The organism is Methanohalobium sp. (genome assembly GCF_018609725.1).
Lineage (GTDB): Archaea > Halobacteriota > Methanosarcinia > Methanosarcinales > Methanosarcinaceae > Methanohalobium.
On the sequence record NZ_JAHENT010000084.1, the window covers coordinates 45,744 to 66,011 of the forward strand.

The 20,268-nt window shown below is 36.2% G+C and carries 20 protein-coding genes and 1 pseudogene; 11 read left to right on the forward strand and 10 right to left on the reverse strand.

Features of this window, described 5'->3' with window-relative positions:
- The first annotated feature begins 95 nt into the window (after positions 1–95).
- Positions 96–413: a DUF2551 domain-containing protein gene (locus QZ276_RS05430; protein WP_292485990.1), complete on the forward strand. Its 318-nt coding sequence runs from the start codon at positions 96–98 to the stop codon at positions 411–413.
- A gap of 15 nt (positions 414–428) precedes the next feature.
- Here QZ276_RS05430 and QZ276_RS05435 read toward each other — a convergent pair whose 3' ends face one another.
- The gene (locus QZ276_RS05435) at positions 429–680 is read right to left on the reverse strand and encodes a transcriptional regulator (protein WP_292485992.1); all 252 of its coding nucleotides are present in this window, start codon (positions 678–680) and stop codon (positions 429–431) included.
- A gap of 366 nt (positions 681–1,046) precedes the next feature.
- Here QZ276_RS05435 and QZ276_RS05440 point away from each other — a divergent pair, with 366 nt between their 5' ends.
- Positions 1,047–1,661 (forward strand): DUF99 family protein, encoded by a 615-nt coding sequence (locus QZ276_RS05440; RefSeq protein ID WP_292485994.1) that lies wholly within the window; start codon positions 1,047–1,049, stop codon positions 1,659–1,661.
- A gap of 4 nt (positions 1,662–1,665) precedes the next feature.
- On the opposite strand, the gene glmM is transcribed toward QZ276_RS05440, so the two are convergent.
- Positions 1,666–3,015 (reverse strand): phosphoglucosamine mutase, encoded by a 1,350-nt coding sequence (gene glmM, locus QZ276_RS05445; RefSeq protein ID WP_292485997.1) that lies wholly within the window; start codon positions 3,013–3,015, stop codon positions 1,666–1,668.
- Between the two features lie 169 nt (positions 3,016–3,184).
- On the opposite strand from glmM, the gene QZ276_RS05450 reads away from it, so the two are divergent.
- The gene (locus QZ276_RS05450) at positions 3,185–3,574 is read left to right on the forward strand and encodes a GNAT family N-acetyltransferase (RefSeq protein WP_292485999.1); all 390 of its coding nucleotides are present in this window, start codon (positions 3,185–3,187) and stop codon (positions 3,572–3,574) included.
- 32 nt (positions 3,575–3,606) lie between these two features.
- Here QZ276_RS05450 and QZ276_RS11545 read toward each other — a convergent pair whose 3' ends face one another.
- Positions 3,607–3,678, reverse strand: a complete 72-nt coding sequence (locus tag QZ276_RS11545) for a PGF-CTERM sorting domain-containing protein (protein ID WP_369334626.1) — start codon at positions 3,676–3,678, stop codon at positions 3,607–3,609.
- Positions 3,679–4,563: 885 nt separating this feature from the next.
- Here QZ276_RS11545 and QZ276_RS05455 point away from each other — a divergent pair.
- On the forward strand, positions 4,564–5,328 hold the full coding sequence (locus QZ276_RS05455; RefSeq protein WP_292486001.1) for a DUF166 domain-containing protein: 765 nt from the start codon (positions 4,564–4,566) through the stop codon (positions 5,326–5,328).
- The gene (locus tag QZ276_RS05460) at positions 5,312–5,689 is read left to right on the forward strand and encodes a DUF5830 family protein (RefSeq protein WP_292486003.1); all 378 of its coding nucleotides are present in this window, start codon (positions 5,312–5,314) and stop codon (positions 5,687–5,689) included. Before QZ276_RS05455 ends, QZ276_RS05460 begins: the two co-directional genes overlap by 17 nt.
- Positions 5,690–5,692: 3 nt before the next feature.
- Here the strand turns inward: QZ276_RS05460 and QZ276_RS05465 are convergent, their stop codons facing one another.
- The gene (locus QZ276_RS05465; protein WP_292486005.1) at positions 5,693–6,118 is read right to left on the reverse strand and encodes a nucleoside 2-deoxyribosyltransferase domain-containing protein; all 426 of its coding nucleotides are present in this window, start codon (positions 6,116–6,118) and stop codon (positions 5,693–5,695) included.
- Positions 6,119–6,272: 154 nt separating this feature from the next.
- On the opposite strand from QZ276_RS05465, the gene QZ276_RS05470 reads away from it, so the two are divergent.
- Positions 6,273–7,724, forward strand: coding sequence for a dihydrolipoyl dehydrogenase (locus QZ276_RS05470; RefSeq protein WP_292486007.1), 1,452 nt, complete (start codon positions 6,273–6,275; stop codon positions 7,722–7,724).
- Between the two features lie 112 nt (positions 7,725–7,836).
- Here the strand turns inward: QZ276_RS05470 and QZ276_RS05475 are convergent.
- Positions 7,837–8,565 (reverse strand): annotated as a pseudogene (locus tag QZ276_RS05475) (permease).
- A 580-nt stretch (positions 8,566–9,145) separates the two neighbouring features.
- Between QZ276_RS05475 and QZ276_RS05480 the strand changes: the two are divergent.
- Positions 9,146–9,331, forward strand: a complete 186-nt coding sequence (locus QZ276_RS05480) for a hypothetical protein (protein ID WP_292486009.1) — start codon at positions 9,146–9,148, stop codon at positions 9,329–9,331.
- A 122-nt stretch (positions 9,332–9,453) separates the two neighbouring features.
- Complete coding sequence (locus QZ276_RS05485) at positions 9,454–11,391, forward strand: hydantoinase/oxoprolinase family protein (protein WP_292486011.1); 1,938 nt, start codon at positions 9,454–9,456, stop codon at positions 11,389–11,391.
- 12 nt (positions 11,392–11,403) lie between these two features.
- Here QZ276_RS05485 and QZ276_RS05490 read toward each other — a convergent pair whose 3' ends face one another.
- From QZ276_RS05490 to QZ276_RS05510, 5 genes are all read right to left on the reverse strand, one after another.
- Positions 11,404–12,540: a DegT/DnrJ/EryC1/StrS aminotransferase family protein gene (locus QZ276_RS05490; RefSeq protein WP_292486013.1), complete on the reverse strand. Its 1,137-nt coding sequence runs from the start codon at positions 12,538–12,540 to the stop codon at positions 11,404–11,406.
- A 190-nt stretch (positions 12,541–12,730) separates the two neighbouring features.
- A complete protein-coding gene (locus QZ276_RS05495) occupies positions 12,731–13,954 on the reverse strand; it encodes a glycoside hydrolase family 15 protein (RefSeq protein WP_292486032.1) in 1,224 nt (407 codons plus the stop codon).
- A 14-nt stretch (positions 13,955–13,968) separates the two neighbouring features.
- Positions 13,969–14,505, reverse strand: a complete 537-nt coding sequence (locus QZ276_RS05500) for a hypothetical protein (RefSeq protein ID WP_292486015.1) — start codon at positions 14,503–14,505, stop codon at positions 13,969–13,971.
- Positions 14,506–14,552: 47 nt separating this feature from the next.
- Positions 14,553–15,371, reverse strand: a complete 819-nt coding sequence (gene mpgP / locus QZ276_RS05505) for a mannosyl-3-phosphoglycerate phosphatase (protein WP_292486017.1) — start codon at positions 15,369–15,371, stop codon at positions 14,553–14,555.
- On the reverse strand, positions 15,368–16,276 hold the full coding sequence (locus QZ276_RS05510) for a mechanosensitive ion channel family protein (protein WP_292486019.1): 909 nt from the start codon (positions 16,274–16,276) through the stop codon (positions 15,368–15,370). The genes mpgP and QZ276_RS05510 overlap by 4 nt, the downstream gene beginning before the upstream one ends.
- Before the next feature lie 143 nt (positions 16,277–16,419).
- On the opposite strand from QZ276_RS05510, the gene QZ276_RS05515 reads away from it, so the two are divergent.
- The 3 genes from QZ276_RS05515 to QZ276_RS05525 form a co-directional block, all read left to right on the forward strand.
- Positions 16,420–18,621, forward strand: a complete 2,202-nt coding sequence (locus QZ276_RS05515) for an ATP-dependent DNA helicase (RefSeq protein WP_292486021.1) — start codon at positions 16,420–16,422, stop codon at positions 18,619–18,621.
- Positions 18,622–18,642: 21 nt separating this feature from the next.
- Positions 18,643–19,923: a histidinol dehydrogenase gene (gene hisD, locus QZ276_RS05520; RefSeq protein WP_292486023.1), complete on the forward strand. Its 1,281-nt coding sequence runs from the start codon at positions 18,643–18,645 to the stop codon at positions 19,921–19,923.
- A 105-nt stretch (positions 19,924–20,028) separates the two neighbouring features.
- Positions 20,029–20,268, forward strand: a 240-nt coding sequence (locus tag QZ276_RS05525; RefSeq protein WP_292486025.1) for a DUF1699 family protein, incomplete at its 3' end; no start/stop codon positions are given.

Sequence of the window (20,268 nt, forward strand, 5' to 3'; positions counted from 1 at the left end):
AGTAGTATTTACTACTGAACTATTTTCCATAGAGTTATTTATATCACAGGTAACTAATGTAATAATATCCAATAGTAGTGGTCAGGTGTTGTTTTATGGATTCTCTCCAGCTTAAAATAAAACATAGATTGCAGAAGTTTATCGAAAAGGATGAAGATGGAGTTCGCAGTAATATACTATGTGTGTTTTTAAATAAAAATAAATTAACTATTGATGATTTGTATTCAATCATAACAACCAAATATAATATATCCCGGAATTCGGTTGCATCAATGGTGGGGTATATACAATCCAAATTGGGCATAATCCAGTCGTATAAAAAGGACTACAAGTCACCTACAGTATATTATTTGAAAGAAAAATATGCTTTTATTATAAAAATGGTTCTTAAACAAAAATTTACTGTAAGTTAATCATTTTTCCTATTTTTACATTTCGTTAGCCAGTGAATGCGCCCATCCTGTGCCGTCACATGACCTACAGGGTTTATCGGTGTCTATTCTGTCCACACTGTTTCCGTCACACCATGCACAGCTGTTAGCCGGTTGTGCAACCAGTACACTTCCAAGTCCTTCACAAATTCGACATGGTCGCTCATGAGTGCTCCTGTCATTACCGGTTCCTCTGCACCAGCCACAGGTTTCCGGGCTGTAATTAATATTGATGTATACATTACCCATGTACCTAACCTCGTGTACTTTTATGGTTTAATTTCCTTATTTAGTTTCTCATTTAAAATGAAGTAAATCGTCTTTTAATTTTGTATTTATTGCTACAAATCACAATTTTTATGTATCTAAATAGATATAAGATTTAAAAGTATATTATAAAATCTACTACAGGTATAATATGGCTTCAGACGAAGTATCTCCGGCAACCCTGAGAAGTGTAATGTGGGTTATGTTTGCAATGTGGATTATAACTATTATTGTAGGATTGTTAATATTCTAAAATAAGTTTCTCTCCACGTATAAAGCAGAAAGCAATAATATGTTATTTTCTTGGTTTTGTAGATGCATCTTTTTCTAACTTGAAAGTATAATGGAGTGGGAAATATATCTGATAAAAACACCAGACTTCATATAAAATCCGAGATAAGGGTACTGGGAATTGATGATTCTGCACTTCTTAGTGACAGGATAATGATAGTTGGAGCAGTATTTCGGGGTGGTGATTGGCTGGATGGTGTACTGCGTTCTGAAATTACCCGTGACGGTATGGATGGTACAGATACTATAATACAGATGGTTAAACCGAGCAAACACTTTGTACAACTCAGGGTAATCATGCTTGATGGTATAACATTTGGCGGATTCAATCCCATTGATATTGTAAAGCTAAACGATGAGACAGGTTTGCCGGTGGTAGCTATAATGCGTAAGTACCCTGATTTTAAAAAGATAGAATCAGCACTTAAATATCTCCCAGAACCAGAGAAACGGATGGATATTATTAAAAAGGCAGGAGAAATTGCAGAAGTAACCACTTATGCCGACCAGAGAGCCAGCCCTTTATACATCCAGTGGGCGGGGATAGAAGAAGAAGATGCTCGCCGTATTGTACAGCAAACATCTACAAGAAGTAACATCCCTGAACCTTTAAGAGTAGCGCACCTTATAGCCACAGGCGTAGTATTCGGAGAGTCCAGGGGTAAAGCCTGAATTATTATTCACAACTTTTAATCCAAAAATCCCCGTTTTCCATAAGTTTTTCTGCTCTGCTCATTGTTTTTGATTCAGCGTATACTCTTATTATCGGTTCTGTACCTGATGGTCTTACAAGCACCCATCCGTCTTCAAACCATACTTTGACACCGTCTATTGTGTCAATTTTGATACCTGTATTATCTTCATGCACCTTTTTCTTTATACATTCCATGGTGTATTCAAGATTATTGCACGGTATCTTTGTTTTGGAATTATAATATTCAGGAACATCCTCAGCAAGCCTTGACAATGGTTTACCTGATGTCATTATTTCAAGTAGTTTTGCACATGACATAGCACCGTCCCTGCAGTATTGATGTTCTGGGAATATTAGCCCTCCATTACCTTCTCCGCCAAATACAGCTTTTGTCTCCATCATTTTCCGGGCTACGTTTATGGAACCTACAGCAGTCCAGATAAGTTCAACACCTGCTTTCTTTGCAACATCAGCCATACGCTGTGACGAGCTTACAGGAGTTACAATCGGTCCTTTCTTCTGGCTCAATATATTTTTAGCCATCAATGAAAGCAGTACTTCTTCATCTACAAAGTCCCCGTTTTCATCTATAAACACAGCGCGGTCTGCATCACCATCCTGTGCGACGCCCATATCAGCACCGCTGAGGCGTATAATTTCTGAAAGTTCCTCCAATACTTCTGGAGTAGGTTCAGGATTTCTCCATGGGAATGTGCCATCAATTTGGGCATTGATTGTTATCACTTCACAACCCAGTTTTCTGAGCAAAAAGGGGAGAGTGAGTGAACCTGCACCACAACCAGTATCCACTACAACCTTGAAGTTCTGTCTTTGGATTTTTGCCGCATCTACTGAATCAATGATACCTTTTATGTAATAATTGTTAATATTATAATCTGTCTGCAAATTACCTGTGTTTTCCCATCCTGTATTATTATATTGTTTTGAATAATAGATATTCTCGACTTCTTTTTCTCCTTCTCGAGAAAATTCAGTTCCATCACCGTCTATCAGTTTAATCCCGTTATATTCTCGAGGATTATGGGATGCAGTAATGATTATACCTGCATCAGTTCTGGTATTTTTTATGTAGTACTGTATAGATGGTGTAGGAACCATATCGACATCAATAACTGATAGTCCTGAAGAAAGAGAGCCTGATATAGCAGCATATTTAATCATGTTTCCTGAAACTCTTGTGTCTCTTCCTATGGCTATAGTAGCATTATTACCCAAATAAGTACCAAGACTTTTAGCAATATCAACAGCAAGTTCAGGCGTGATTTCTTCGTTAGCTATACCCCTGACTCCATTAGTTCCAAATAATCCCATTTATATCCACCACTGTAATCAATTTGTTTTGTTATCAGTTCTGCTTTTTTATTTGTAAGAACAAATTCATTTGTAACATATTTAGATTTATGGATACCTTTATACATCAAATCCTTTCATCAATATTTGGTATAAACACCATTAAAGTATAATGATGACCAGAGTTAACATGGATTCGGATATAAGAATAAGGGAAGCTACTAATGTAGATTTGTTATCTGTCCGGTTGCTTCTGTCCACCTGTTTTCTTGAGATGGATGATGTAGCTATAGATAATTTTGTTGTTGCTGAAACCATTGATAGAACAAAAATAATCGGTATAGCTGCAGAAGTAAGCCGAAATTATCCCGAGATTCATACAGTTGCAGTGCATCCAAATTACCGGGCGAAAGGCATTGGCTCAAAACTTGTAAGGTATATTCTGGACAGACAGCCAGAGCAAAGAGAAAGAATTTATGTACACACTGTTGCACCTGAATTTTTTAATAAGCTCGGATTATTAAGGACAAATGAATTATATTATAGAGGATATATAACTATGTATTATCCTTTAATATAAAAAGTAAACAGAGGAGTTATATCCTCTGAAAATCATTTCCTTCGGGACAAGTGGGCAACTGTAATCAGACCGGCGAGTGCAAAGAGACCTGCAAATCCGGGAATTGATTAGGGTTTGGATTTTTTACTGGTAATTTGTTCAGTTTCATTAGTTTCGGTATTCTGTTTGGGTTATTCTTTAACACTTGGGTTGGACTCTGTCGTAGATTTGGATACATCTTTACCTTTATCAATAACAGAGATTGTAAAGTTTGAAAAACCGAGTAACTGTGCCATTAGTTTTATGGTGTCCTGGTTCTCGTCTACAACAGATGTTTTTTAAGTAGTCCATTTACAAGGTTCCATCCTTCAGAAAGTGGTTTTTTGCGAATGTATCTTCTGGGTTAGTATCTTTTTTCCATTTATAACCTACCCCAATCGGTTCTTTGGTTTTTACAAATACAGCATTTGCAGGGTTTTTGAATTCATTTCTTACATTGTTTCTGCCGATGCTCCTAAACCATCAGAAACATTACTGCTATAACTAAAGCTACCATTGTAGGAATTGACTTCTCTTGCCCGTTAATAATATGATTCCCATATCATTATTTAACAGGCATCAACTCAAAAGATATCATCTTTTTTAGCGAAAGGATATCATCCAAGCTATTAACCAAATCTGGAGATGATAAAGATGTTATATATCCTGCTTATCGACAGGAGTTAACGATTTTCACTGTTGGATGGTGATTTGCTTTTAAAATCTTGTTCTCCATCTGGATACCCCTCCAAATTGAAGGCTTACGAGTTGAAGCCTGTTTATTTTTTATTGGTTTCGTTTCTAAATATCTATAACTGACACCTACTCATCTTTTTTATCTTATGTCAGTTACGTAACAATTTTACGTAAGTAAATTACTTAATATTTTTTTGTTTATAAAATTCAGCTTAAGAAAATATCTACAGTAGGGATAATCAATTAATATATTAAACACAGAATAGGTTGACAGAATGAAAATCAGTGTATTTTACACCGGAGCATTTGGTGAGAAAGTAATAGGCAACCTTATCAATACTACAAATTTTTGTACCTCTTGTGGTGAGTTACTCTGTGACCACTGCCGAAGTGTACGCAAAGGTATATCTCATATGATAGTACAAACATATGAGTTCCCAGAGGATATGCCTGAGTTAATTGATGACCCAACAGAATATATTCCTGAAAATTTATCAGTGACAGATCTTATTATTGCCATTGATTTGCATCCTGATTTATTGACCGTACTCCCAGAAATAGCTAGAAGAACAAAAGCATCATCAGTCATTTCACCTGTTGAAAGACCTCAACTTGCACCACCGGGACTTGTCGAGCAGGTGAAAAATGAACTTGAAAATGCAGGAGTAGAGGCAGAGTTCCCAAAGCCTTTTTGCTCACTCGAAAAAACCGGTAAAAAAGTAATAGACCAGTTTGTTGATTTGGGTTTTGGAAGACCACTGTTAAAAATAGAACTGAATACAGACAACGATACTTTCAGGTTTGTCCGTGTTTTAAGGGACGCACCATGCGGTTCGACATGGTTTGTAGCCAAACAACTAACAGGTACAGATGTAGATAATTACAAAGAGACGGTTTCAAAAGCCCATCATTCTTATCCGTGTACAGCAAGCATGGAAAAGGATGTAGAGCTGGGTGATACCATTCTGCATCAGGCAGGATTTATAATACGAAAAAGTGTAGAAGAGGGGATGTCGGAAAATAATGGAGAACAGAGCTAATAATATTGACAAGGGACTGGAAATTATCGCGGCACTGGATGTTAATCAGTTACAACCGATTGAACTCAGGGATATTTTATATTATACAGTTGCGAAAAACTACGAGGTTGTAGATGAAATTTTATCGTCTGCGATTGATGAAGGTATAGTGGAAAGAAGAGATGATACCTATCATTTAACTCCTGAAACATCTTCTCTTGAATTCGAAAAACCCAGAATAATAAAACAGGAAGACAAAAGTATATGTAAACTCTGTGGAAAGTCATTAAATACCAGCTACTATATTGAATTTAAATCGGACACGATAGGTCCTTATGGTTCAACCTGTGTCAGAAAAATTCACCTAAACCACATTGATTAAAACTTAGGTGTATTGCTCGAATATTTCCAGAACTCCGGGTATATCAAACGCAATCGCATCTGCTGACTGGTCTATCATGAGGTTAACCATACCCTCTGAACCCATTGTTCTGAAATCGGTTCTAAGACCAAATATCATTTTTCCTTTTGCATAGGCGTATCCGATTTCCCATGCAGTACCTGAATCCACATCTGCACCATCAAGGACTGCAAGAATTATATCCGAATCATCAATGATTTCAACATTATTCTGGAATATATAATTCTGTTTATGTTCATGACGCATATCTACAGTATCTTCAGTATGTTCCTGCGGCAGATATACAGGAAATCCTTTTTGAGCGACGGCGTCTCTTAATTTTTTGTTAAAATCCAGTTCACCTTCAGAAAACAGAGGTCCTGCGATGTATACTTTTTTACTTGTGTCCAATTATATCACCTTATGTTCTATGGTTTAGGTTCTATTTGGGTTTAACTGGATTAGGTTGGGTATAATTGACCTTTTTGGATAATAGTTTTTTAGGATAGTGTGATATATACACTAATAACTGATAATATACAATATTGTAAAATGGGGTTTGTAAATGATAAATTATGACCTTATTGTAATCGGCACTGGTTCTGGAATGAATTTTGTAAACGCTATTATCGATAGTAACCCAGAAATTAAAATCGCAGTAATTGATAAGGATGCACCTGGCGGAATATGCCTCACAAGAGGCTGTATCCCCTCCAAATTATTGATTTATCCTGCTGAACTTATAAGAGATATTGAATCGGCTGAACGTTTCGGGATTAATGTAGATATGCAAAATATTGATTTTAAAAACATTATGGACAATATGAGAGATAAAATATCATCCGACATCAATATGATAAGACAGGGATTGTCAGAAAGCAAAAATGTGGATTATTATCCAGAATCAGCAGAATTTGTAGAACCTTATACAATGAATGTGGGAAACGAAAGTATATATTCTGATATGATTTTTATCTGTACAGGATCAAAGCCTGTAATTCCGCCTGTTAAAGGTTTAAATGAAGTGGGGTATCTGACAAGTGATACAGTCCTTGAAATGGACAATCTTCCTGAAAGTATAGCTGTCATAGGTGGGGGATATATAGCAGCGGAATACGGTCATTTCTTATCAGCAATGGGTTCAAATGTGACTCTTATAGGACGAAATCCACAGTTTGTTCCCGAAGAAGAACCTGAAATATCGGCTCTTGCTATGAATAAAATGTCTGGCTATATGAACCTCTATACCAACCATGAAGCTGCTGAAGTTCAAAATAAAGATAACAAAAAGAAGGTAATTTTTAAGGATAGAGGTAGTGGAGAGCATAAAGAGATAACAGTTGATGATATACTGGTAGCCACCGGCAGAGGTCCGAATACTGATATACTACGCCCTGAAAAAGGGGGTATAGAAACCGATGAAAAAGGCTGGATAAAAGTAGATGACCATCTTGAAACGTCCAAACCCAATGTCTGGGCATTAGGAGATGCAAATGGCAAATATCTTCTCAAACACGTGGCAAATTATGAGTCCGGTGTTGTATATCAGAATGCAATATTAAACCGTAATATTAAGGTGGATTATCATGCAGTGCCCCATGCTGTTTTTTCCTATCCTGAAATTGCTTCAGTGGGTTTAAAAGAAAAGGAAGCTGTTGAAATATACGGGGAAGATAATATAATTATCGGATTTTATAGTTATGAGGAGACTGCCAAGGGTCAGGCAATGAAGGTTCAGGATGATTTTGTAAAAATTATCATGGAATATAGTTCAGAAAAAATCCTTGGAGCACATATAATAGGTCCTTATGCATCGATTTTAATCCATCAGATAATACCTCTAATGTATACACCAGACCAGAGTGCTGCTCCAATCATGGACAGTATGACGATTCATCCATCACTTAGCGAAGTTGTTACAAATGCGTTCTATTTCCTGATGCCTGTTCATCATTATCATCATATACTTGAACATCTGGGATTAGATGAATACACAGGTTATAGAACCAGTCAATAAAAAAATAAAAGGATTTTTTGCTTAATCCTTTTCTCCAAATATACCCTTTTTCAAGTGTAATTAAAATATGGACTTTGTCAAAGGCATAGTTTCTGTTAGTATGAGAGATGGGTTAAAATATAAAATTAAACACAAAACCCATCAATGTAATTCTCAGTCCTACTATGCCGGCATAGGCAATTATTAGTTGTTTTTTCATAACTTTTTTAAGCATAACAAATCCCGGGAAGGATAATGCTGCAACAGACATCATGAATGCAAGCGAAGTGCCAACAGGCAATCCTTTGCCAACCAGACTTTCTACTACAGGGATAACACCCATTATATTGGTATATATTGGAATTCCTACTATAACAGCACCCGGTACTGCAAGTGAACCTGTTAAATAACTTGTTATGATTTCCTGTGGGACGAATCCGTGGATAAGTGCACCCAAACCTACACCTATCTGTACATAAGGTAAGATTTGTTTAACAATATTTTTGGCTTCAGTGTAGGCTATATTGCACCTTTCCCTGATGGATACATCTTTCTCACAATAGGTTTGGGCGCCAAAATCAAATTTTTCTATATGTTTTTCAAATCCAAGGTTATTCAACAAGAACCCCCCAAATGATCCAACGATTATACCTCCCAGAACATATAAACCGGTAATTTACCAGCCAAGAGTTCCTAAAAGAACCACAATGGCAGCTTCATTTACCATAGGTGATACAAACAGGAATGTGATAATCATACCAAATGGCACACCTGCACTGACAAATCCGAGAAAAAGAGGAATTGTTGAACAGGAGCAAAAAGGGATACAATTCCCATAAGTGCAGCTATACCATATCCAAATATACTATGTTTACCTTTAAGATAATCTCTTAGTTTTTCAGGGGCGAGATAAGTTCTCAGAAAACCAATTCCAAATATAACAAGAAGTATTATAGTAATAATTTTTAGACTATCATATATCCAAAAGTGCAGGGCATCAGAAGCATTACCTGTTAAACCGGTTAGATATACAATATAATCTGCTATTATTTCAAATACCGTTTTTTATATGCCTCATTTTTATTTTTTAGGTTATAGTGGTCTAATATCAGTATTATTATTTCAAATATTATTGAAATAATTACGAAGAAGGGGCAACAGGGGTACGTGAAAGCCAACGGTTTCTAACCGTCTCCTTAAATCAAAACACTCTAAATTAAAAATTTAGAGTTAAACTTAAATCAGAGATTTAAGTTGTTTAAAGGATATCTTTAAACTTCGTTTAAAGATTGATAAAACAACCCCGTTGTTTATTGTTTTTTAATCATAAATCTTTTAACGTAGTTAACCATATTTAGATGTGTACAAAAACAATGCTTTCGGTGTACAATTGCTTTGAGCAAGTTGCCTGATATAAGACATTGTTAAATTCAACCAGTTGTTTGTGTATCATCAAATTCCATCAGGTATTGTTTGGTGTCGAACACAAACAATGCGATGCAGACAGAGATGTATCGTACGGAAGTACTGGCGCCCCGCAAGTGGCAACATCAAGATGGGGGATGACCATAGAACCCAATGGATTTATCCGTTGGATTATGTCAGTTATATGTTGTCATCTGTGCTAAGAAATTGTCAAGTTAACACTGATACGGCAACACGACATGTTTATAAAAGCATCACACAATATCTGATAGGAATTAAAAATAACTATATAAATTAGTTATAATGATTTGATGAGGATTTTGATATGGAATACAGTCTTGGTATTGATGCAGGGGGGACCTACACTGATGTTGTAATAATGAGAAACCATGATGGTGTCATTGTAGATTTTTATAAATCATTAACAACCTATCCAGACCTTGTAGAAGGAGTAAAAAATGCAATCGATGGATTGGACTGTTCTTATTTAAAGGGCGTTAACATTGTTTCTGTTTCTACTACCTTGGCTACCAATACAGTACTTGAAAATACCGGATATCCAGTGGGTTTGATACTTGTAGGAGATTATGATGATCCTGAGGATTTGGGTGTAGAGCACTATATTGTAGTAAGTGGAGGGCATACCACAAGAGGCGATGAGGCTTCCAAGCTGGATGAAGAGAAAGTAGAAGATTTTATCAAAAACGTAAAAGACAAAGTATCAGCATTTGCAGTGTCATCCTATTTCAGTGTGAGAAATCCCGATCATGAATTAAGAGTTAAGCAAAAAATCTTGGAGTTAACTGGTTACCCTGTTGTTTGCGGTCACGAACTCTCTCAAGACCTTGGAGTTTATGAAAGAGGTATTACTGCCTATTTAAACGCTCAACTATTGCCCATTACTACTAAATTTATAGATTCTGTTAAATACGAGATTGAGAGGAGAGGTATAGACGCTAAAATGCGGATGTTAAAATGTGATGGGTCTATAGTTGGAATTAATGAGGCACTTGAGAAACCAATAGAATTGATATTTTCAGGTCCTTCAGCCAGTCTCATGGGCGCAGCATATCTGACAAATCTTGATAGTTGTGCAGTAGTTGATATTGGTGGAACAAGTACAGATGTATCTTTGATGGAAAACGGACTTCCTGAACTGATAGATACCGGTGCATTAGTTGGAGGTTGGCAGACAAAAGTAAGAGCACTTCGAATGGAAACGTCTGCAATGGGCGGAGACAGTCATGTGTGGGTGAAAAACCAGACTGTTCGTATAGGGCCAAGAAGGGTCATTCCTTTATGTGTGGCAGCAGAAACCTATCCTGGATTGGTATACAAATTAAAAAAAGATAGAATATCATCCAGTAAACAGTTGACAGAAAATATCCAGCCTACAAAATTTTATGTTAAGACCAGAGAAAAACCTGTCAACCTTACTGAATCCGAAAATCGGATACTTGAATTAATCGAAAACAATGAACCAGCATCTATAAATGAGATATTTAGGGAAACCTTTACTCCTGGCATATATCTAAATTCACTTATTCAGAAACGTTTGGTCCAGCCTATAGGATTTACACCAACCGATGCTTTACATATCCTTGGGGATTATGAATATTGGAATATTAATGCGTCCCATATCGGAGCAACTCTTTTGTCACGGCTGGTAAATACATTAAACTATAAATTCTGTGGGCAGGTAAAAAATAAAGTTACACATAACCTTGCTTTGAACCTTACATCTTTTGTTCTCAAAAATGTAGACAGGTCAGAAATCGATAAAATTCTTCATGATAGTCATCTTTCCAAAATAAAAATCCTAATACCACTTATTTTAATAGGGGCATCAGCACAGGTTTATCAAAACAATTTAAAAAAATTAATAGATGCTGACATTAAAGTACCAGAATTTGCAGAAGTGGGAAATGCAGTTGGTGCGATAGCTGGAAAAGGTGTAAAGAGAGTCTATATATTAATTAAATCTGTCTATGATGATGAAAACAACATGATGAAAGCTGTTGTTTTTTCACCCGGTAGAAGAGATGAGTTTTACGACTATGATGAAGCGTTAGAATTTGCAAGAAAGAGAGGCAATGAACTGATATTTAATTATATGGATGAAGCGGGGTTGGATAAAAATGGTGTAAAAATAGAACTGAATAGAGATGATATATCCATGGATGGAAGCAATAGAACACCAGTTGAAACAAATCTTGTTTTTGTCGGTATGTGGAACATCAACTATAAAAAGAGTAAAGAATGAGAATGGATTAATTTATTTTAACGAATCCATCCTTATTTTCTGAATATTTGTGCATACTTTACCCGCAAGGTTGGAAGACATTTGAGACCATATAGGCAGGCTCAATACATGTTCTGATAAATCCCCTGTTACCGGCAGGTCGGTTTCTGACTGTGCATGTTCAGAATAAGCCTGCTGCCTGTGTACTGGTGGATAATAGTGTTTTCTGGTCTCGATATTAACTTCGAATAGTTTATCTGACAGTTCATCTCTTGTCATACCAAATTCATCAGGATTTATAGATATGGCAAATTCGTTACAAGCACTCCTTGAATGTTCAGTTATTTTCTGGAAAGAGATTCCCGGTATATTTCCCAAGACATTTCTGTATTTTGTGACTACTCCGTTACGTGACCTGATGTTTTCTTCGATGTTTTTTAGGGAATGATTGGCAAGGACAGCATTAAATTCCGACATTCTTGCATTAAAAGCAGGGAATCTGGAATTTAGTTCACCTTCATCTCCATAATTCCTTCCGGCCAAAAGGTAATCTTTCAAATCATCATCGTTTGTTGTAACTATTCCTCCTTCACCTGCAGAATTTGATGTTGATGGGTTCAGGCTGAATATTTCAGCGTTTCCAAAATTACCTATGTATTCGTTGTGGTATTTCGAACCCAGAGCATGTGAAGCATCAAAATACAGTTTAAGGTTGTTATCTTCTGCTATTTGTAGCAGTTTCTCAATATCACACGGATTTCCGAATATATGTGCACCACAGATAGCGGATGTATTTTCGGTAATATTTTCTTCAATTTTATCAGGGTCGATTGTCCAAGTCTCGGGGTCGATATCAACAAATTTTAATTTTAATCCGTTCCATAATACAGCATCTGCAGACGAATGGAAATTAAATCCTGGAAGTATGACTTCTCCATTTAATCCCATACTTTTGATTGTTAGCATCATCCCGGCAGTAGAACTTGATACTGCTACAGCGTGTTCGACTCCCAGATATTCAGCAACAGCATTTTCCAAATCTTCTACATATTTGGCATTGGTTGTTTTACCTTTTTCCAGAATCTCGGATATATCAGGAGCGATTGTTTCAAATTCTGGTACATAGGGTTTTGTAATTGGTATTGATTTGTAATAGATTTCAGTTGACATAGTATCACTTACTAGATGTTTGTTTTAAATTGTAATATATTCCTTTAGTAGAAAAATCTTGCTTTATTTTAAAATTATCTGATTTTTATTTAACAGAATACAATTGCCAGTACATAAAAAAGTTAATCTCTGTTTACCAGTTTTAGATAAAAATAAGAGGAATGAGTCAAGGTGATATTATTTTATTTAATCACTCAAATTTGCTCATATAATTATTATATGCCCTGATATATTCGGCATGAGGCCATATAAGCGGAATTGTAATGTATGCAAGTCCATCCTGCCATTTTGGGTGGTTTCTTGTCTGTTCAATCATTTTGATTTTGCTATCCCTTAAGATTTCAGCATTGGTGTAATCTTCCACCCAAAGTTCAAAGCGCTGTATAGTGGATATATGTTCAGGCAACTGGTAATTATGAGCCATGTCCACCACCCATCCAAGGTATTTTTCTGCCAAATCCTGAGCATTATTCTCTATAAAATGGTTTGCCAGTTCACAGGTAAAATGACACCATGGTCCATAACCACCGTTGTTACGGTTCCAATGTTCAGGATAGCGGTTCAACCCTCCAATTTCATCATCCCAAAGGTGTCTGTGAATACGTTTAACAGTTGCTTGGGTTTTCATGTCATGGTCGCTGATTAATTCAAAATATGCAGGTGCATATTCAGCAGCATCAACATCTATAACACTGGATGCAAAGGCATCATATGCTATAGGTTTGCTATTTTTATCTTTTACGCGTATGCATTTTATAAATGACCGCCTTCTGGGACTGTACATCCGTGTTAATATGGCATTTTTGACCTTTTCAGCTTCATTTTTCCATCTATCCAGCTCATTGTTATCAGCACCAATGGCTTTACCCATTTCCACTGCGGAAAAAACCCCTGCGCAGCAAGCTGAATTTGCATAAATTTCAAATCCGTGTTCGTATGCAGGGTATTCATGGATACTGTTTATAGTATGGATAAGATCTACTTCCTCATTTTTATTCATCAGTATAAATTCAACAGCATTTCGTATGGTGCTCCAGTATTTTAATACAAAATCCCTGTCTGCCATTTCTTCAAAAAATGAACCTCCTGTTGCTTCAAAGTATTTACCCAGTGTATAAAGCACCAATCCTGTACCATCTATCTGTAGATCCTTATAACTGGCATCATTTCCATCAATATCATATCTCTGTGAGAATTCACCTAGTGGTTTCTGAGCATTAAGTATAAACTCCAGACCTAACCTTGCCTGGTCCATTAAATCGGCAGAAATTGCACCAAGTATAGCTATTGAATGGTCTCTTGGGTATATAAAAGGATATCTAGTCCCAGGGGGGCTAGCGTAGAATCCTCCATTTTCATGCTGGTTTTCTTTCAGGATTTTCACGCTGTTTTCATATAATTTATGCGCTTCCATTCGGTTCAAAGGGCTCACTCCGTATTATCGGGTTCTATTTTAAACACACAGTAGGCTTTTTCAAGATATTTATCGACCTCTTCTTTGGTCATATTTACCTTTTCTATTGCTTGTTCATTATATGCTATGTAATCAGAATCCTTCATTGGGGACCTGCAACCCAGATTAAATATTTTAAAACCTGCCATTTCAGCTCTTCTTTTAACATAACTGTAATGAAGGACACCCAGTATATTGGATAATGCGGGAAAATCCCAGGGGTTATCAGAATTGTCTCGTTTATTATCAGAAACTTCAATCACCTGTTTAAATTGTGCAGGTTGTCCGCCATAAATTTCGATAAATTCAATCAATTCTCCCCCGAAAGGACAGATGGGTAAATAAAGTATATTGTTATCACGTGCCCCTTCAAATCCAGCTCCCTCTATTTCAGCAAGGTCTTTGCCTATACCTTCAAGCCATTTCAAGGTTTTTTCAGGACCATCAAGGTCCACCATTTTTAACACACCGGTTAAAAGTGCCTTAGGCAACATATTTTCAAGTCTTATCATACAGTACTCTCCCCTACTAAATTTGTATTATATTGTATTAAATATTATCAATCCGTATTATTGGATATCAAATCAATTATCGCCTTATTCCATCCTTTTGGACCTATTCCCTCAATCCTGTTAATTCTACTGTCTGTAATGGAATCGTCGTGTATACCCCCGGACTTTTGGACAAGGTATGGTATATCTACCGATTTTAGCATTGGGTAATCATTTAAACTGTCCCCAAGACCTACAGTTTGTAAGTTTCCGAATTGTTTTCTGTATATGTTAGATAATGTCTCTACTGATTTTCCTTTATCATTATTACCAATTAGATGCCAGTATCTTCCCCCTCTGGTATAATTTAGACCATGTGATTTTATAATCTCGATTATCCTGTTTGCTACATCTTCATATTCTCCTTTAACTTTGAAAGCTTCATCATATTCCCGCATCTTTGCAAGTCGAGCAGATTTAATATCTAATCCAGTATCTTTGCTTACATCTTCATTATCAAGGTCTCCAAAACCGATAATTTCTACATCAACTGAACTTTTAATATCTTCAAGAACTTGCCTTAATATTGTGTATTCAGTGCCAAGTTCAATAATGTTGTAATTTTTGTAGGTCATGGTATAATCATAATCCACATCAAAATACCCTTTTGGTATGAAAATGGCACCTCCGTTTTCGGATATAAATGGATGAGGAGAATTCAGTTTTTTGACATAAACTTCTATTTCTGCTCTTGTTTTGCTTGTGCAGATTACCAGTGGAATGTTATGTTTTTCCAGTAATTCAAGTGCGGGTTTTGCAGGTTCATAGGAATAGGTATTATGGTCTATAAGTGTTCCATCAAGGTCTGTAAATACAACATAGTTCATGTATCTTCCCTATATAACTGTTCTTTTTCTTCCATAATATCTTTTTTGTAGACAATAGTGCGATACGGGAACGGAATCTCTATGCCTTCAGCATCGAACCTTTTCTTTATTGCTTCTATTAATTCACATCCGGTGGTATATGCTATACTTCTGGTAACAACCCATACAAACAGACGAAGGTTGACGGCAAAGTCACCACATTCTGTAACATATACCTCAATTTCTTCATCCTTGCAGGACCTTGGGTGGTAATTGATTATATCTTCATATCTCATCACATTGGGATGTTTTCTTGCCTCTTCAATCATTATAGACTTAGCATGGTCAATATCAGAATCATAGCTGATACCCATATCAATCGGCCATATAACAGTTGGATCTTCAATAGTCCAGTTGATTATCGATTGGTCGCTAATTATATGGTTTGGTATCATTAGCCTGCGATTATCCCAAGTATTTACAACTGTATGTCCAAGTGTAATATCAGTGACTGTTCCATATTCATTATTTATGTTCACACGGTCGCCTACTCTGAAAGGTCTGAAAGTTGCAAGGGATACCCCTGCTATTACGTTTGATAAAGTGCTCTGTGCAGCCATACCGATAACAATTCCTGCAAAACCAGCGCCGGCAAAAAGAGCGAGTGAGATGCTCCGGAGAGCTGGTATGCTTAAAATGATTACAACTATACCTGCAAAATATATAAAGGCAACACTTATTCGTCTTACAAGACCAAAAACAGTCTCATCGACAATTATTTTTTTACTTACAATACCAAAATAGGTTTTGAGTGCTCTGTCTACTATTTTTGCTATTATAAATGATGCTATTATAACAGCTAATATAAACACAAGGTTTGCAAGGTTTTTCAGTAACCATTCAGGTATATACTCTTCAATTACCATTTTTCTCCAGTTTAAAAATTATTATCTATTTATTAAGATTAAAATTATTATTTATATTTTTATAGGATATATCTCCTGCAGGATTTTGTCAAGATACAAAAAAGTACTTTTATAAATAGTATAATCATTAATCAGGACTTTGGATGGAAACCAAAAAACTTGAACTGCCAGAATACATTATACAATTTTATCTGGACACAGGAATAGAAGAACTATATCCGCCACAGGAAGAAGCTGTAGAAAAAGGACTTTTAGATAATAAAAATTTACTTGCAGCTATACCTACAGCATCAGGCAAAACTCTGATATCAGAATTAGCCATGTTGAATTCAATATCTACAGGTGGTAAATGTTTATATATTGTCCCACTTCGGGCGTTAGCATCTGAAAAATTTGAAAGGTTTAAAGAATTCTCATCTATAGGAGTAAAGGTAGGTATATCTACTGGAGATTTTGATTCCACTGATGAGTGGCTGGGTTCAAACGATATAATCGTTGCTACTTCTGAAAAAGCTGATTCGCTATTAAGAAACGAAACATCATGGATGAAGGATATAACAACAATTGTGGTGGATGAGATACACCTTCTTGACTCTGTGGATAGGGGTCCAACTCTTGAGATAACTATCGCAAAACTATTGCGCCTTAATCCAAATTCAAAGATAATAGGACTGTCAGCAACGATAGGGAATGCAGGAGAAATTGCAGGATGGCTTGATGCTGAACTTGTCCAGAGCCAATGGCGTCCTATCGAACTATATGAAGGAGTATTCCTTGATGATAATATCAATTTCAAACAATCACAAAAACCAATTAAAAACATTGTTAAAGATACAGCAGTAAATCTTGTAATTGATACTATTGATGAAAATGGACAGTGCCTTGTTTTTGAAAGCAGCAGACGTAACTGTGCAGGATTTGCAAAAAAAGCAAAATCAAAGGTTGGAAAATCACTTGATAAAGGTCTCCTTGATGAACTGAATAATATTGCAGAAGAAGTGCTTGAGACCAGCGATACAGAAACTACAAAAGAACTTGCAAGTTGTATTAAAAGGGGTACAGCGTTCCATCATGCGGGTTTAAATTCAGCACAAAGAAAAATAGTAGAAGACAATTTCAGAAATAATAAAATAAAGGTGATTTCCAGTACACCGACACTTGCGGCAGGTTTGAATTTGCCTGCAAGGCGTGTAATAGTAAGAAACTACAAACGTTATGACCCAAATTTTGGAATGCAGCCCATACCAGTCTTGGATTATAAACAGATGTCAGGGAGAGCTGGCAGACCCAGTCTTGATCCTTATGGAGAATCAGTTCTTATATCACATACTTATAATGAATTTACAGACCTTCTGGACCGATATATCGATGCTGAACCAGAGGATATATTGTCTAAATTGGGTACTGAAAATGCACTTCGAACTCATGTTCTGTCTACCATAGTTAACGGGTTTGCTACTACCCGACAGGGCATGGTGGATTTTATGGGTTCGAGTTTTTTTGCATATCAGCAGCAAAAATGGAGTTTAATCGATGTGGTTGATGACTGTATCGAGTTTCTGCAGGATAATGAAATGATAAAGGATGATGGAGAACACCTTTATGCAACACGTTTGGGACAGGTTATTTCCACATTATACATAGATCCATTATCTGGTGCAATTATTATTGATAAACTTAAAAAAGCAGATAAGGTTAATGATATGACAATGCTGCATATAATCTGCAGTACTCCTGATATGCGTCAATTATACCTGCGGTCAAAAGAATATGAAAAAATTAATGAGTATGTGATGACTCATTCTGATGAATTTGTGGAAGTACCCAATCCATTCAAATCGATAGAATATGAATGGTTCCTTGGTGAGGTAAAGACCGCATTATTAATCAATGAATGGATTGATGAAAAAACACTGGATGATATTACTGCAGAATTTGGAGTTGGTGAAGGGGACATCAACGCACTTTCTGATATATCCGAATGGCTCATGCATTCAGCAGTAAATCTTGCAAAACTTACAGATTTGGATGCGGATAAAGCACAGGAACTTGAGAAACGTATACACCATGGTGTAAATAAAGACCTTATACAACTGGTTTCTATAAGTAATATCGGAAGAGTGCGTGCACGTAAACTATACGAAGCAGGAATCCAGTCAGTATCCGATATTAAAAATACGGATTTATATACTCTTTCAAATTATCTTGGTAAAAAAACCGCATATAAAGTACTTGAACAGTTAGGTGTGGAACCAGAAGATAACCAGCAAATAGATGAAGAACCTGAATCTATAAAGTCCTATTCTGGTAATTATCAGGGTCAAAAAACATTCAATGATTTCTAAATAAATAAAGGGGCAACGGTAATGCTTTATAAACACCTAAAAGATGTAACAAATGACGAAAAAAAAGAAATTTTCTCCCGTGGAGAGGAGCTTGCAAATGTTGAGGATAAAGTTTCAGTTATTCTGGATGAAATTCATAATCAGGGAGATGAAGCACTTAAAAAATACACAAAAAAATTTGATAATGCAGAGATTGAAAATATAGAAGTAAGCCGGCAGGAAATCGATGAAGCCTTCTATAATGTGGATGAAGCTTTTATTAAACATCTTGAAAATGCCGCTGACAACATCAATAAATACCACCAATCACAATTACCTACTCAAAAATGGATGGAAGAAACGTCTCCTGGTATAGAGCTGGGACAGAAAGTAACCCCTCTCAAAAATGTGGGTGCCTATGTGCCGGGAGGCAGTGCGTCTTATCCATCCACTGCATTGATGACGATAATACCTGCAAAAGTTGCAGGCGTGGAAAATGTCACTGTATGTACTCCCCCAAGGTATGACGGTACAGTTCATCCTATAACACTGGCGTCAGCAAGAATAGCAGGTGCAGACCATATCTATAGACTCGGAGGAGTGCAGGCTATCGGTGCACTGGCTTATGGGACTTCAAGTGTTAAAAAAGTCGATAAAATTGTAGGACCGGGTAACGTTTTTGTAACTACTGCCAAAATGCTGGTTAGAAACAGAGTAGAAATTGATTTTCCTGCAGGTCCGAGTGAAGTGTTAATTATAGCTGATGAATCTGCAGACGCCAAAATGGCTGCATCGGATATTGTTGCACAATTAGAACACGACCCTAATGCAGTATCAATTTTGATTACAACTTCCAAATCAATTGCAGAAAAAGTAAACCAGGAAGTTTTGTATCAGGCTAAATCTACGCCAAGAAATGATATAATTAAAAAATCCCTTGAAAATGTAGTGATACTGATAGCGGATACTGTGGATTCCTGTATAGAGTTCTCTGATGAATTTGCTCCTGAACACCTTGAAATCATGGTTTATGATGATGAATATGTACTTGATAGAGTTGAAAACGCAGGTTCGATATTTGTAGGAAATTATAGTCCTGTAGCCGCCGGTGATTATGCTTCCGGTACGAACCATGTATTACCAACTTCTGGATATGCAAAAATCTATTCAGGACTTAATGTCAACCATTTTATAAAATATTCAAGTATACAAAAAATTAGCAAAGAGGGTTTGGAAGGTATTAAAGATACCATCATTTCTATATCTGAAGAAGAAGGGTTATATGCTCATTCTGATTCGGTAAAGTCCAGATTTAATGAGTGACTTACAATATTTTTATAGTTTTTTATCGACAATTATTTAAAAGGTAATAACATATAATTGTTTAATAAGTCATTTTTTGTATGAAAATCACAGGTGGGGTAGTATATGAAAATAAGAGTAGTTAGTTCAAGGGATGAAATTCCCAAAATAGATCCAAATGAAAATGTAATTCATTTTGCTTTCAGACCTTCCAATAAAGATATATTCAGTCTGGTTAAAAGATGTCCCAATGTAGAGGTAATCCAGATACCAAGTTCTTATAGGAGCACACTTTCCAAATCAATTGAAATGTTTCTTGATATGCAAAACATAAAACTTATAGAAGGGGATGTTTGGGGTCACAGA